The organism is Evansella sp. AB-rgal1, from assembly GCF_041820985.1.
Taxonomy (GTDB): Bacteria; Bacillota; Bacilli; order Bacillales; family Salisediminibacteriaceae; genus Evansella.
Genome location: NZ_JBGUAU010000016.1, coordinates 86,229 through 101,796, shown reverse-complemented (window position 1 = coordinate 101,796; position 15,568 = coordinate 86,229). Strand labels below are relative to the sequence as shown.

Sequence of the window (15,568 nt, the reverse complement as noted above, 5' to 3'; positions counted from 1 at the left end):
CTATCTAGTCAGAACTCCCTCATACCATTATTTCTTATACAACATATCTAAATGAGGTATACCATCCTCTAAGTACACTTCTGAAATCGGAACAAACCCGAATGAACCATAGAACTTTCTCAAGTAATCTTGAGCTTGGATTTTGATCGACGTTTCTTCTAGTTCATTATGTAGAAAGTTGATCGCTTCTTGTAAGAGCTCCCTACCTAGTCCTGTTGCACGCGCTTCTTTTATTACAATCACACGTCCAATGGAAGCCTCTTCGTAATAATCTCCACCTTTAAAAATTCTTGCATATGCAAGCACATCTCCGTCTTCTTCCTTAAAGAGATGATACGCTAGTTGATCTTTGCTATCTATTTCTGGATAAGGACATTCCTGCTCCACAACAAAAATATTAACTCTTTCTTTTAATATGTTATATAGCTCTTGGTTTGAAAGCTGTTCGAACGTTTTAATATTCCACCCCATTGTTATTTCTCCTTTGTTTCATGTATTACCTCCGATTTTACACAGTAAAGAACTGAAATGTAAACTTGTTTACTCATTTATTTGAAAAATTCCAACGAGAGGATAATGGTCCGATGTTTCACTTTCAAAAACAGCAATATCTTTCATTGTAAAATGCTTACTATGAAAAATGTAATCTATTTGCCAATCATTCATATAGAATGTGTTTAGTGGTAAACCTTTGTTACTCTTTGTTAAAAGCTCATTCCAGTGTTCATATTCATTTTGAGATGGAGTAGAATTTAAATCGCCCATTAATAAAATAAGATGCTGTAACGTCTCAAGTTTTTGGTATATTTCTATAATTGCATCTTGGCGCTCTTCCTTATTTAAACCAAGGTGAGTATTCACAATATGTATTAAACCGCTTTCATTTTCTGATACCTGTATAGTCGAAAAAATGGCAGACCTATTTTCCATTCTATTATCGAAGGAAAGTACCTTGGTATCTTTGATTGGATATTTTGATAAAATGGCATTACCATAATACAACCCCGGATATGCTAAAGAAGGGGAAAATACTACTTCCATGCCTAAGTGTTTTGCAATTGTTTTCACTTGGTCATCGAAATTAGACCGCGCACTATATCTTTCTACTTCTTGTAAACTAATAATATCTGCATCTAGGGATTGAAGTTTCGCGATCGTTCTTTGTATATCAACTTGTCCATCCTGCCCTTTTCCATATTGAATGTTGTAAGTTGCTACTGTTATTGAATCTTGTCCATACGGGAGTTTTTCCTCTGAGGGATACCATGTATAAAAACTGCTATTTTGTGAGTGGGTATAATAAAATGCTGTTCCAATTAGTATTACTATGCAGAGCAGTAGTTTGTTTTTTAGAACACAAGAAATCATTATTGGCCCCCTCCAACAAAATAATCTATATATTTCATTTTACATGAATTATCAGATTATTAGAAAGGTAATATTTTCTATTTTTACTAGATCTCTTTCTCGTTCGCGCTACATGAGGCGTTCATGTAAAATCATATCAGCCCCCTATTCACGTGGTTGGAAATACACCACTAAAAAGAACCCATACTCAACAGTACAGGCTCTTACCTCTAACTTAAAACTAATTTTATATCTCCAACAACTCTTTTGCTCGGTTCACTTGCTCTTCTGTTGGCGGATTTACTCCTTCAAGAGGATAGTCTAGTCCTAATTCCTTCCATTTATAAACTCCCATTTTATGATATGGAAGTAGCTCAATCTTCTGCACATTCTTCAATGTTTTTATAAAAGCAGAGAGGTTACGCAAATCGGTCTCGTCATCTGTTACACCTGGAACTAGCACGTGGCGAATCCAGACTGGAACTGCTTCGTCTGAAAGAAGCTTTGCAAATTCTAAGATGTGTTTATTTGAAACACCTGTTAAACTGCGGTGTTTATTGTCATCGATATGTTTTAAATCAACTAAGAATAAGTCCGTCACTTTAAGTAGCTCTTTTAAGTTTGCTTGGAACATAGCGCTATTAGAATAACAGCCACCAGAGCTATCAATCGTTGTATGAATACCTAGTTTCTTACACTCTTTAAATAATTCCGTAATAAACTCCATCTGTAAAAGCGGTTCTCCACCACTTACAGTCACTCCACCTTTTGAAAACTTCATATAAGGAACATATCTTTTTATATCTTCAATTAATGAGTCTACTGTTACAACATTCCCTGTTGCTCTATCCCATGTATCTGGGTTATGACAATATTGGCAGCGTAGCAAACAGCCTTGTGTGAATATAACAAAACGGATCCCCGGTCCGTCTACCATTCCTGACGTCTCTACAGAGTGAATTCTTCCTTCCATAAATATGACCCCCTATTAAACTAGACAGCCTATCAGTTTCTAAAAAAGTAGAAAAGGGGCCCTAAGCCCCTTTTCCCTCCTTAGGAATTTCTCGGTGTCTTTTATTTTTATTACATGCTCTCGTGGAACGTACGGTTGATTACATCAATTTGTTGCTCACGAGTTAATTTTATGAAGTTTACAGCATATCCAGATACACGGATTGTTAATTGAGGATATTCCTCAGGACGCTCCATTGCATCTAATAAAGTTGCACGATCAAACACGTTAATGTTTAAGTGGTGACCTTGTTTTTCCATATATCCATCAAGAATTGCAGATAAGTTTGCTTTTTGATCTTCCACTTCTCTACCTAGCGCTTTCGGTACGATAGAGAATGTGTTAGAGATTCCATCTAAAGAATCCTCATAAGGCATTTTAGCAACAGAGTTTAAGGAAGCTAAAGCACCTTTTTTGTCACGACCGTGTAATGGGTTCGCCCCTGGAGAGAATGGCTCGCCATCTCTACGTCCATCTGGTGTGTTACCAGTTTTCTTACCATATACAACGTTAGATGTAATTGTAAGAATAGACATTGTTGTTTCTGCGTTACGATACGTTTGATGCTTTTTAAGCATTTTTGAAAACTTGATTACGATTTCTTTCGCAATGTCGTCTACACGATCATCGTCATTTCCGTATTGAGGGTATTCCCCTTCAATTTCGTAATCTACAGCAAATCCAGTTTCGTCACGGATTACTTTTACTTTTGAATGCTTAATTGCACTTAAGGAGTCAGCCACTACTGATAAACCAGCCATTCCAGTTGCCATTGTGCGACGGATTTCCTTATCGTGTAACGCCATTTCAATTCTTTCATAGCTGTATTTGTCATGCATGAAGTGAATGATGTTTAGCGTATTAATATAAAGCTCTGCTAACCACTCAAGCACGATATCATAGTTTTTCATTACTTCGTCATAATCTAAATACTCAGAAGTGATTGGCTCTAAACCTGGTGCCACTTTCTTTCTAGCTTTCTCATCTACTCCACCGTTGATCGCATAAAGAAGTGCTTTACCAAGGTTTGCTCTTGCACCGAAGAATTGCATTTGCTTACCAATTGTCATTGCAGATACACAGCATGCAATTCCATAATCGTCACCGTATTCTGGACGCATAATGTCATCATTTTCGTATTGAATAGAGCTAGTTTCAATGGACATTTTTGAGCAATAGTTCTTAAAGTTTTCAGGTAAAGCAGTTGACCAAAGCACTGTCAAGTTTGGTTCTGGCGCTGGACCTAAGTTCTTTAATGTGTGTAAGAAACGGAACGAGCTTTTCGTAACTAATGGACGACCATCAAGACCTACACCACCGATTGATTCAGTTACCCAAGTTGGGTCTCCACTGAATAATTCGTTATAGTCAGGAGTACGAGCAAATTTCACTAGACGTAGTTTCATTACGAAATGATCTACTAGCTCTTGAACTTGTTGCTCTGTTAAAACTCCATTTTCTAAGTCTCTTTCAATGTAAACGTCTAAGAATGTTGATACTCTACCTAAGCTCATTGCAGCACCGTTTTGCTCTTTAATTGCAGCAAGGTATCCCAGGTATAACCATTGGAACGCTTCTATTGCGTTTGTTGCAGGTTTAGAGATATCGAACCCATAAATAGAGCCTAGTTCTTTTAATTCTTGAAGTGCACGATATTGCTCAGAGATCTCTTCACGTAAGCGAATCTTGTCTTCTGTCATAGCTCCTGTTAAGCTTGCAAAGTCTTTCTTTTTTGCTTCCATTAAGAAGTCCACACCGTATAATGCAACACGGCGATAGTCACCGATAATACGTCCACGACCATACGCATCTGGTAAACCAGTAATGATTCCTACTTTACGAGCTAGTAGCATTTCTGGAGTGTAAGCATCGAATACACCTTGGTTATGTGTTTTGCGGTAATCTGTAAAAATTCTTTCTACCTCTTTATCAAGCTCGTATCCGTAAGATTCAAGAGCACCTTTTGCCATACGAATTCCACCATAAGGCTGCATAGAACGCTTGAAAGGTACGTCTGTTTGAACTCCAACAATTTTTTCTTTTTCTTTATCTAAATAGCCTGCACCGTGAGAAGTGATCGTAGATACGATTTCTGTATCTAAATCATATACTCCCCCTCTTTCACGCTCTTCTTTTGTTAACTGCATTACTTGCTTCCATAGATCATTCGTTGCATCTGTAGCATCTGCTAAGAAGTTTTCATTTCCTTCATACGGACGATAGTTATCTTGAATGAACCCTCTAACATCTACGTCTTCTTGCCATTTACCAGATTTAAAACCTTCCCAAGCATTGGATTGTACTTTCGTTTCCATTTGTTACCCCTCCGTTTTCATACTTTACTTAACTTTTCCAACATTTATATGTTTATTACTGTGAGATACTTGTTAAATGAACATGTTCTTATTATCTCATAGAATAACAGTTATAAATGTTGACATTTCGTGATATCTTTCTGTCCAAATCGTGAACATTGCAATAATTAGTCAAAATATACTTGATGTGTATGTTTGTGAATTTGTGAAATTATTCACATTTACTATCTAACTTCAGTATAAAGTACAAAATGGTTCATAACAATATGAATTTGTGACACTTCTATGAATTTATAATACAGACCGTTTTTTTGACTAAAACAGACTAATTAAATAAAAAGTTATTTAAAATGAAATGAAAAAGACTCCGCTTGTATCAAGGGAAGCGGAGTCACAACGTGTTATAATATACATCTTTCTGTTACTGAAACTGTTTCTCCACTCTATGAAACAGATCCACATCCATCTCTCCATTTGCACAGGATTGTGTGTCAAAATCTATTCCTAATTTATCTTGAAAATCACTTCTTTTTTCTTCATAAAGAACTCCAGTTACTAAACCATCAAGTTCACGAACCTTCGCCAAGGCTTCATCACGATTTTCAAAAGGCTCATCAATTTTCGTTAATCGCTCTTTATAGAAATCGTACGTATTAATTTTATTAAACGTTACACACGGACTATAGATGTTGACATGGCTGAATCCTTTATGTTCAATTGCACGTTCAATAATATCCACCATTTGCTTTATATCTCCCGCAAATGCTTGCGCAACAAATGTTGCACCATTCACTAAGGATGTAGAAACAGGGTCCACTGGATACTCCTTGTTTCCTTCTTTCGTTGTTTTCGTTACGAATCCATGTTCACTTCTCGGGGATGTTTGACCTTTTGTTAATCCATATATGTTATTATCCATAACAATATAGGACATATCAATGTTTCTTCGAGATGCGTGGACGAAGTGACCAAGACCTATCCCATAACCATCACCGTCTCCACCTGATGCTATTACCTTTAACTTTTGGTTACCCATCTTTACACCCTGTGCAATTGGAACAGAGCGACCATGAATGGTATGAAATCCATTCGTCCTCACATACTCAGACACTTTTCCAGAACAGCCTATACCAGAAACAATTGCAAATTCATGAGGTTCATAGCCTAACTGTACAATTGCCTTTTGAATTCCTGCCATAATACTAAAGTGTCCGCAGCCTGGACACCAGGTTGGTTGGTCTCCTCGTAAGTCTTTTACCGTTGCCATGAAATCAGCTCCTTCACTTGTTTTGCAATCGTACGAACTGTAAATGGATCACCATCATATTGGGTAATTGCTTCTGCATTGTTATGAATTGGCATATGCTGTTTTAATAACTGTAATAACTGACCATGATAATTGTTTTCCACTGTTACAACTCGTTTTCCAGTTAATAAAGGCTCAAGCTTATCCGTAGGCAAAGGGTACAATTGTTGTATATGAAGATGGGAAGCACTTACTACCCCTTCTTCATTTAATTGCTTAATTGTCTCTTGAATCATTCCATAAGTTGATCCCATCCCCACGAGAACAATATCTGTTTCCCCGCCGTTATCATCATATTTAAATGGTTCTTGAATCATTGCATGACGAACTTTTTCAAGGCGTTTTCTCATCATCTGTATTCGATTTGTTTGGTCCTCTGATATATAACCACTTTCATCGTGTTCGTTAGAACTTGTGGTATGAACCGCATGAGGCATTCCTGGTAATGGTCTAGGAGATATACCATCTTCCGTAAACCGGTAGCGTTTAAAGTGAGTTTCTCCATACTCTTTCGCTTCTTCGTCTGTTATTAGTTTTCCACGGTCAATTTTTACACGAGCAGGATCAAAAGAAGGAACAGTCATTTTATTCATAGAAAGACCTAAATCTAGTCCAACAATAACTGGACATTGATATTTATCTGCAAGGTTGAATGCTTCTGCCGCTATATAAAATGCGTCTTCTATTGTAGCAGCATATAATACAATTCTAGGTATCTCCCCATGTGTTCCATAGATCATTTGATTTAAGTCACTTTGTTCATGCTTCGTTGGGAGTCCTGTTGATGGACCGCCACGCTGTGAGTTTACAATAACAATAGGAACTTCACTCATTCCCGCCATTCCCAGTGCCTCCGTTTTCAAACTAAGTCCAGGTCCAGACGTTGATGTCATGGCTCTCGTTCCACTGTAACTTGCACCTACTGCAAAACAAATACCTGCAATCTCGTCCTCCACCTGCATGACAGTACCTCCAACTTTCGGGAGTTCATCCGAAAGCCACTCCATTACCTCACTAGCAGGGGTAATTGGATATGCACTTAAGAAACGACAGCCCGCCATTAAACTCCCAAACGCGGTAGCCTCATTTCCTGAAATAAATAATTGATCAGAGACAGGTACAACACTCAATGCATTTATTTGATCCGATACATGCGTCTTGGTAAGCTCCACACCTTTCAGAACAGCCTCTTTATTAGACGCGATCACTTTCTCTCCTTTTTTTGCAAAAATATCTTCTATAAAACTATTTAATACTTCTACTGGTAACTCTACTAATCCAGCACTAATTCCTAAAGCAATCATATTTTTTGCTAAAGGATTTCCTAAATCTGTTGCAATCTTCTTTAAGGGAACAGTAAACTCAGTAAAGGATGTTCCATGGTCCGTTTGTTTTACTTCTACCAGGATCTCCTTACCTTCTTGTATTACTACGGCACCTTCATTTAAGTTAACCCCATTTTTTGTAAGCGTTTCCTTATCTAAACACAATAATATATCAATACCATCACCTGAATAATAATTACGTGTATCAGTAGCTTTGATCTTATAGTTCGTATGGCCGCCTTTAATTCGCGACATAAATTGCTTGTATGTGGATACAGAATAGCCATAGCGAACCAATGTTTTCGCAAATAGCTCCCCAGTAGAATCTACCCCTTCCCCTTGTTGTCCACCTACCATCCATTCAATTGACTGTCTCATAGATACCCTCCTTTAATAGATAGTGCTTCCATAGATTCAACTAATAGTTTTTTTAATGAAGTTGTGTGCAAGAAAAGCTACTAGAAAACACCTCCTATAGCAAAATAGAATTACATAAATTATACAAGAAATTACTCTAGTTGTCTGAAAAATTGTAATATTAAGTTTTTAAAGCTGGCGATAACTCTCCTTCTCGGTGTACTTGTTATGTGTTTGTTAGTTGGTATAAGGTGTGTGGGTAACATAGAACTAAACATAGATGATTAGTCTTAAGAAGGTAATTGTTTTTAAATAGGAGTATTGTTTATCTTGGTGGATTTTTAAAAAGGCTTTAAAAATTTTGGTTCTATTATAAAGATAATACATGAACTGTATGAAAATCAAATATTTTTCACTATAACACTTTTTTATTTATGATAAGAAGGCACGCGATACAGTAATACACAAATCCCATAACACTGCCTTCCACTAATATTTTTATTCATATTCATTAAGATTCACAATTATGCTTTGTTCCAACTCTTCATATAATTTTTCCTGCCTGTTCTAATAAAAATTTTGTTTATGTTTCATTTAATGCGAACTGTTTCTATCAGAGATAGTCTTGCACTCTTGATAATTTTCCATTAGGAAATTCACTAGTTGTTAATAACTTAACAATCACCTGTGCAACTGTTTCTGGTTGTAACAGCATCCCTTGTTCTTTGTAATCTATAAATTTATCCACTTGGGAGAAGTTTTCCACTGTTGTCGACCTAATTTGTTGTTGCATATTTGTATCAATAATTCCTGGTGCAAAAGAAGTTACCTTCACCGGATATTGTTTATTGGACTCCTCTATTCCTATTGTTTGACTAAACAAGTCGATACCAGCTTTTGATGCGCCATAACACCCCCAGCCAAAAATAGGGTTTTTCCCCGCTCCAGATGAAACATTTATGATTCTTTTTTCTACATCAAGTTGAGCTGTGTTTTTCATAAATTCTGAAACGAGAATCATTGGCGTTACTAAGTTTACTTGTAAATTTGTCGTAATCTCCTCTGGCTCACACTTTTCCATTGGCTTCATAGGATCAAGCATTCCCGCGTTATTAATGAAAGAAATACTATTTATGTTCGATTTATCTATTTTTGAAAAAATAGTTTGAACCAATGTAGCAACGTTAGACACATCACTTAAATCAAATTGTATATAATCTAATTTGACATTATTTTTTTCAGCGGTTTCTAGTAGTTGGTTATTCGATGATCTAGCAACACAAATTAAGTGGTAATCAGGCTTTAACAATGCTTTTACAACAGCTTCTCCCAGACCCTTTGAAGCTCCCGTTACGATAACATAATTCATTATTGGTATTCCTCCCATGAAAATTACTAGTTTTTTTATATACTAGCATATTTTTTGATGAAGATCGCTTGGTGACTTTCTTTATCTAGTATGGTTTTTCTGATATTTGAGGGGTTGTGCGAATGTTTCTGTGCGGTCCTCGCGGTTTGTGTGCGATCCAACCTTGTTTCTGTGCGATCCTCGTGATTTCTGTGCGATCCAACCTTGTTTCTGTGCGGTCCTCGCGGTTTGTGTGCGATCCAACCTTGTTTCTGTGCGGTCCTCGCGGTTTCTGTGCGATCCAACCTGGTTTCTGTGCGATCATCGCGATTTCTGTGCGATCCAACCTTGTTTCTGTGCGATCCTCGTGATTTCTGTGCGATCCAACCTTGTTTCTGTGCGATCAGCGCGGTTTCTGTGCGATCCAACCTTGTTTCTGTGCGATTCTCACGATTTCTGTGCGATCATCGCAATCTATGCATACTCTCAACTTTTATGCGCCAAACTCTCACCCACTATCTTTTTTCTAAAACATCAATACATAGAGTTTTCGCCACTGGTATTTTCTGCTATGATATAAGAAATTACTGTACATACATAATGTTTTCATATGAAGGAGGGCAGTTATGACAAAAGCCCACGCTTGGATGATAGTAAGATTTATCGCTTTCATTGCACTAACAATTGCAGGGTTATGGTTTTTCGGTTGGTTATTCACAGTTTCCTATCCATTCTGGATTGCAACCCTATTAGTTTGGATGTTCTTACCTTTAATTCGAATTATGCGGAGAAGAATAAAATTACCGAATGGACTAGCAGTACTGTTTGCATTACTTATAGGATTATCTACGTTAATAGCTGTATTTACAGGAATAATCTTTCTCATTATTATCGGTGTGAGACGAATTTCAAATAATGTGCCAGTTTGGATAGAGACTGCGTCAAAGCAAGTTCAGCTATTTTTTAATGAAACCATATTGCCAGTTTGGCACCAAATAACTGGATTTTTAGATACCTTAAACCCAGAGCAGCAACAAACCTTACAAGAAGGAATTACTCAACTAGGGTCTCAGCTTGCAGCTATGTTCGGTGAAATGGGTCAAAAGGTTGCAGATGCATTAGCTATACTTATTATGTTTGTTCCTACGTTTTTAATTGCGTTTCTGTTTGTTGCCATTGCCTTTTACTTTATTGGAAAAGAGTGGGACCCTGCTACAAAAAGAGTGTTGGATGCCTTTCCTGAATCTATGATAAAAAAAGGAAGAGAGTTCCGTCACATTTTTCAATATCGTGTATTTGGATATGTTCGAGCGCAAGTAATATTAATGGGTATCGCCTCATTAATCGTGTTAGTAGGATTAGCCATTTTGCGAGTGGAACAAGCTTTAACAATCGCCATCATCGTTGGGATAGCTGAAATCCTTCCGTATCTTGGGTCTGGAACTATCCTTATCCCATGGTTTGTTTACTTATTTATTACGGGAGATATTAGTATGGGAATCGGTCTAGCCATTGTTTATGGAGTGACAGTAGGTGTCCGTCAAACGATTGAGCCAAAAGTCCTTTCTTCCAGCATGAATCTGAACGCATTATCTGTTCTAATCTCCCTCTTTGTAGGATTGCAGATCTTTGGAATAGTAGGCTTGTTTATTGGGCCGTTTATACTTGTAATCCTTGTGATCCTAAAAGATATTGGAATGATGAAGGAAATCATTCACTTTATTCGTTATGGATTTAAAGAGGAAAGGGAGAAAGAAAAGGAAGATTTGTAAGATAAATTTAAGAGCCCCAAAATGTCAAACGATTTTCACAAATTACTACTTGCTGTGAGAATCGTTTTCATTTATACTTTAATTGATAATGATTATCATTAACATTTAGATCGAAGGAGTGATTCACATGGCATCTTTACTCGTAATTGGTGGAGATAAATTAGGATCAATACCAACACATTTAAAGGGGTTGGGGTTTCAAGAAGTTATACATATGGATGGGCGGAAAGTTCAAATGGTGAAAAGAGATATACCTGATCAAGTCGACCTTATCCTTGTTCTGACGGATTTTATAAACCACAATCTAGCGAAAAAAATTAAAGATAAAGCAACAAAAAAAGATGTACCTATCTGTTTTTCTCGTCGCTCTTGGTGTGCTATCTATCAAGCACTTACCACTTGCGAAGTCGCTTGTGAACATTGCCCATTTCTTAAATCATAAAAAAAAGTACACAGCAAATAGAGAGAATTGTGTACTTTCTCATACCATAGATTTATTTAATTCACGTGTCACTAGAAATGCATCAAACCTGTTCCCTATCATCCTCGACTGACATTTCTTGTTCTGCTACTTTATACTCGTAGATTAATGTATAGACAATTCTCAGTTCCCCATCTGATAATTGATCAATCAGGCGAAGGACATCCTCTTTTGTTACTGTCATGGCTGATCCCCCTCATGTAAGATATCCAACCTTCTACTCCATCTGTACCCTATATCGCACAACAACTAACCATTATCCTCAGAATATCTATAATTTAGACACAAAATCGTACGGGACCAGGTCCCGTACGATTTTGTGAACATCTTAAATTATTTTTTTGATGCTTCGATTTCTTCTACTAGCAACGAGAGTTCTTCCCAGCGTTCCATGGCACGCTCTAATTCTTCTTCTACTTTTTTCTGCTCATCATATAAGTCTCTAATCCGATCCAAGTCACTGCCTGCTTCGTGAATATCTTTTTCTAACTGTTCTTGTTTTTCTTCTAACTCTGCAATTTTATCCTCTATTCCATCCCATTCTTGCTGGTCTTTGTAGGATAACTTTTTTGGTTTACCCTTTTTTGTGTCCAGCTGGGAAGGAGGGCCCCCTTTATCTCCTTTGACAGCTTCGCTGGAAGCCCCTTGTTGTTTCGTCTCTTCCATATATTCGCTATACGAGCCAAAGTAACGTGATACGTTGCCAGTACCTTTAAAGACAAGCAAACGATCAACCACTCTGTCTAGGAAATAGCGATCATGGGATACAGTTATAACAACGCCAGGAAATTGATCTAGATAATCCTCTAACACTGTAAGGGTTTGAGTATCTAAATCATTCGTTGGTTCGTCTAAAAACAAGACATTCGGTTCTCCCATTAACACCTTTAATAAATAGAGCCTTCTTCGCTCTCCACCTGACAATCTGTTTAAATACGTCCACTGCATAGAGCGAGGAAATAAGAAGCGTTCTAGCATTTGCTCTGCCGTGATTACTTGACCATCTATTGTATGAACTACTTCAGCAACAGCTTTAATGTACTCAATCATTCGAAGGGAAGAATCTACTTCCTCATGATCTTGTGTATAATACCCAATCTTTACTGTCTCCCCTACTTCTACCTCACCACTGTCGGGAGCAACACGTCCTGCGATCACGTTTAAAAGCGTTGACTTTCCAGTACCATTTGGTCCAATAATACCTAGCCGTTCTCCAGGAACAACAAGGTAGTCAAGGTTTTGGAACAACGAATTATCTTCATAGGATTTACTTACGGAATGTAGCTCAATGACTTTCTTTCCTAAGCGAGTCGTGCCAATTGCGAAATCCACATCCCCTTTATCTGTTGCAAAGGTTTCGTCTTGAAGCTTCTCTACACGTTGAATTCTCGCTTTTTGTTTCGTGGTCCTTGCTTTTGCACCACGTTTTAGCCACGCTACTTCTCGCCGTAGTAAATTCTGTAGCTTTGTCTCGCGTTGACTTTCATTTTCTTCTCGTTCCGCTTTTTTTTCTAAAAATAATTCGTAATTGCCTTTATATTGATAGAGATTTCCTTGATCCAGTTCAAAAATTCGGTTCGTAACTCGATTTAAAAAATAACGATCATGGGTAATAAGAATTAAGGCACCACGATATTGAGCTAAAAATTGCTCTAGCCATTCGATCGTCACATTGTCAAGATGGTTTGTTGGTTCATCTAACAATAGTAAATCAACAGGTTGAATGAGGGCTTTTGCAATGGCAACCCGCTTTTTCTGTCCACCGGATAATGAAGTAACTTGCTTTGAGAAATCCGTAATTCCTAGCTTTGTTAATATTGTTTTCGCGACTGTATTAGCTTCCCACGCCTCGGCTTGATCCATTTTTTGTTGCGCATTAGTAACCTTTCTTTGTAATGCTTCATCCATTGGGTTTTTCTCAAGCGCAAGCAAAGCCGCTTCATACTCTCGCATCACACGCATGATCGTTGCTTCACCATAATAAACTTGTTCAAGAACGGTAAGCCCCTCTTTTAGTTCTGGTTCTTGAGGAAGGTATTCTATTTGGAAATCATTTGAGTGGATAAGTTCTCCACCTTCTTTTCCGTCTATACCAGCGAGAACCTTTAATAATGACGATTTGCCTGTTCCATTAACGCCAATTAAACCAATTCTCTCTTTTTCTTCCACCGTAAAGGAGATAGTATGAAACAACACTTTTTCCCCATATGTTTTATGTAAGTTTTCTACTCGTAAAACACTCATGTATTATCAATCCTTCTTGAAAAATAACGTTACACTCTATTGTATCAAAAAAAGTAGTAGGGCATATAAATTTGAAACAAAAAACTACTGTAACCCGTATATACTATTAGCTTGAATGATATCTTTCTTCGTAGTGGATTGTATGAGATGATAATGATATCATTTTCAAAGTACGTATTTATTTATTTCTAATTTGAGGTTCTGTTAAACAGCTATGTTGATGCGGTGTCCAACATTCAGGTTAACAACCCCAACCCTAAACTACATAGAGAGGTGATACTTATGCTACAAATGCTACTAATGAGTGCATTATTAGCACTATTATTTTTACCACTACAGATACAATGGTGGAAAATGTCCTTCTTTCGTAAATGGCTAGTGCCCAGGTACGTATTAGGATTTTTGTATGGGATGGCATTATTTTATATCGGGTTATTAGACCAGACGATAAATGCAATCATAACATACTACTTACCAATCATAGGTATTGGTTTGATAGCAGATAATTCCTTAGTTTTTTCATTTAAAAAGACGTTTAGAAAGCAATCAGCTGTTACAGGGGCTGGAGCAGGGGTCGTTTTACTTGCTGGATTCTTCATTTTCTGGGCGATCCAACCACTATTTCTAGCCGATGTAAAATATAATATTGCTGGTGGAGAAGAAGTTACTGTAGAGGAACTTAGTCCTGTCAGTGAACAGAACATTCCTGTTGTTCCATTGAACTTCGCACGGTATCGTTCCGATGTGTTAATGGGTCAATTGGATAACCCGGCTTTTTATAACTTGGGCCAAACAAGAATACAACGTATGGATGGATCTCTCTATTGGGTTACTCCCATTGAATACGATGGATTCTTCCGTTGGATGAGGAGCGATGCTGCACCAGGATATATTATCGTAAGCGCAGAAAATGCAAGGGCGGAACCAGAGTTAGTATTGCACGACATGACATATGTTCCTTCTGCTTTTTTCCATGAAAATCTTGAACGTCACGTTCGTTTAGCATATCCTGATGTTCTCATGCTAGATACAACGTTTGAAGTAGATAGTGATGGGAATCCTTATTACATTATAAGCTACGGTCATTATACAGAGTTTCGCCGTATCGCTGATGTTGATGGTATCGTCATTGTTGACCCTGCTACAGGAGAAATGGAACAATACGATAAAGAAGATGCACCTGAGTGGGTGAATCGTATTTACCCTCCTCACATTGCTGATGAACGAAATGAATGGTTTGGTGTATACAAACACGGACTAATTAATCGTTATATCGGCCGTGAAGGGTTAACACAGCCTACTTCATGGGGTGTTGAAGATTCTGTTACTGCAGTTATTGACCGTGATTTAAATCAGAATTGGTTTACCGACCATATGCGTCTAGTAGGTGAAGGTCAAAATTCCAATTCCATGGTTGGATTCACCATGTTTGATTCACGTACTGGTGAACTACGCTATTTCCGTGATGCTTCTGGTATGTTAAACGGGCGAACAGCAATGAATCTTGCTGAACGCACATTTGTTCGTGATGATTACGTTGCTGGGGCTCCTACCCTATATAATATTTATGGTCAATACACATGGGTTGTTCCTTTAATGGACCGTAATGCTGTATTACGTCAAATCATGCTTGTTAATGCAAGCAGTGAAAGTGTGTATGGTTATGGAGATACAAAACGAGAGGCATTTGGAGCATATCAGTTAGCTTTATCTTCTCGTGGTGATGATAATGTGGTTCCTGGCGAGCTTACAGACCTAGTAGAGATTACAGGTACTGTAGAACGGGTGTATAAGTGGGATCGTGAGGACAATGTGACAGTTAGAATTTTGCTCGAAGGCTCCAATCGAATTTTCACAGTAAATGCATCTTCATTCCCTCGCTCCGTATTCATTGAGCCAGGAGATGAAATCACCATTTCCTTCATGGATTCTGGAGAAGAGATTCAGCCAATTGAAGAGTTGGAATATTAATTATTTAGCTAGGATATTATTTTGTATCCTAGCTTTTCTATTTTTAAAAACATTGAACTAGTCAAATTATTACATAAATATACATTATTC

The 15,568-nt window shown here is 37.5% G+C and carries 12 protein-coding genes; 3 read left to right on the top strand and 9 right to left on the bottom strand.

Features of this window, described 5'->3' with window-relative positions; genetic code table 11:
- Positions 1-27 precede the first annotated feature (27 nt).
- The 7 genes from ACERII_RS14860 to ACERII_RS14830 form a co-directional block, all read right to left on the bottom strand.
- Positions 28-471: a GNAT family N-acetyltransferase gene (locus ACERII_RS14860; RefSeq protein WP_373643334.1), complete on the bottom strand. Its 444-nt coding sequence runs from the start codon at positions 469-471 to the stop codon at positions 28-30.
- Between the two features lie 69 nt (positions 472-540).
- The gene (locus tag ACERII_RS14855; RefSeq protein ID WP_373643333.1) at positions 541-1,368 is read right to left on the bottom strand and encodes an endonuclease/exonuclease/phosphatase family protein; all 828 of its coding nucleotides are present in this window, start codon (positions 1,366-1,368) and stop codon (positions 541-543) included.
- A gap of 226 nt (positions 1,369-1,594) precedes the next feature.
- Positions 1,595-2,320, bottom strand: coding sequence for a pyruvate formate-lyase-activating protein (gene pflA / locus ACERII_RS14850; protein WP_373643332.1), 726 nt, complete (start codon positions 2,318-2,320; stop codon positions 1,595-1,597).
- A 110-nt stretch (positions 2,321-2,430) separates the two neighbouring features.
- Positions 2,431-4,674 carry a formate C-acetyltransferase gene (gene pflB / locus ACERII_RS14845; RefSeq protein WP_373643331.1) on the bottom strand — a complete coding sequence of 748 codons (2,244 nt, stop codon included), beginning with the start codon at positions 4,672-4,674 and terminating at the stop codon, positions 2,431-2,433.
- Positions 4,675-5,095: 421 nt separating this feature from the next.
- A complete protein-coding gene (locus ACERII_RS14840; protein WP_373643330.1) occupies positions 5,096-5,941 on the bottom strand; it encodes a 2-oxoacid:ferredoxin oxidoreductase subunit beta in 846 nt (281 codons plus the stop codon).
- Positions 5,929-7,683 (bottom strand): 2-oxoacid:acceptor oxidoreductase subunit alpha, encoded by a 1,755-nt coding sequence (locus tag ACERII_RS14835; protein WP_373643328.1) that lies wholly within the window; start codon positions 7,681-7,683, stop codon positions 5,929-5,931. The genes ACERII_RS14840 and ACERII_RS14835 overlap by 13 nt, the downstream gene beginning before the upstream one ends.
- Before the next feature lie 592 nt (positions 7,684-8,275).
- Positions 8,276-9,031 (bottom strand): (S)-benzoin forming benzil reductase, encoded by a 756-nt coding sequence (locus ACERII_RS14830; RefSeq protein ID WP_373643326.1) that lies wholly within the window; start codon positions 9,029-9,031, stop codon positions 8,276-8,278.
- A 605-nt stretch (positions 9,032-9,636) separates the two neighbouring features.
- Here ACERII_RS14830 and ytvI point away from each other — a divergent pair.
- Positions 9,637-10,782: a sporulation integral membrane protein YtvI gene (gene ytvI, locus ACERII_RS14825; RefSeq protein ID WP_373643325.1), complete on the top strand. Its 1,146-nt coding sequence runs from the start codon at positions 9,637-9,639 to the stop codon at positions 10,780-10,782.
- 127 nt (positions 10,783-10,909) lie between these two features.
- The gene (locus ACERII_RS14820) at positions 10,910-11,224 is read left to right on the top strand and encodes a DUF2325 domain-containing protein (RefSeq protein WP_373643324.1); all 315 of its coding nucleotides are present in this window, start codon (positions 10,910-10,912) and stop codon (positions 11,222-11,224) included.
- Positions 11,225-11,306: 82 nt separating this feature from the next.
- Here ACERII_RS14820 and ACERII_RS14815 read toward each other — a convergent pair whose 3' ends face one another.
- Positions 11,307-11,447, bottom strand: a complete 141-nt coding sequence (locus ACERII_RS14815) for a hypothetical protein (RefSeq protein WP_373643323.1) — start codon at positions 11,445-11,447, stop codon at positions 11,307-11,309.
- A 149-nt stretch (positions 11,448-11,596) separates the two neighbouring features.
- Positions 11,597-13,507, bottom strand: coding sequence for an ABC-F family ATP-binding cassette domain-containing protein (locus ACERII_RS14810; protein ID WP_373643321.1), 1,911 nt, complete (start codon positions 13,505-13,507; stop codon positions 11,597-11,599).
- Between the two features lie 282 nt (positions 13,508-13,789).
- Here ACERII_RS14810 and ACERII_RS14805 point away from each other — a divergent pair, with 282 nt between their 5' ends.
- Positions 13,790-15,478, top strand: a complete 1,689-nt coding sequence (locus ACERII_RS14805; RefSeq protein WP_373643320.1) for a hypothetical protein — start codon at positions 13,790-13,792, stop codon at positions 15,476-15,478.
- Positions 15,479-15,568 lie beyond the last annotated feature (90 nt).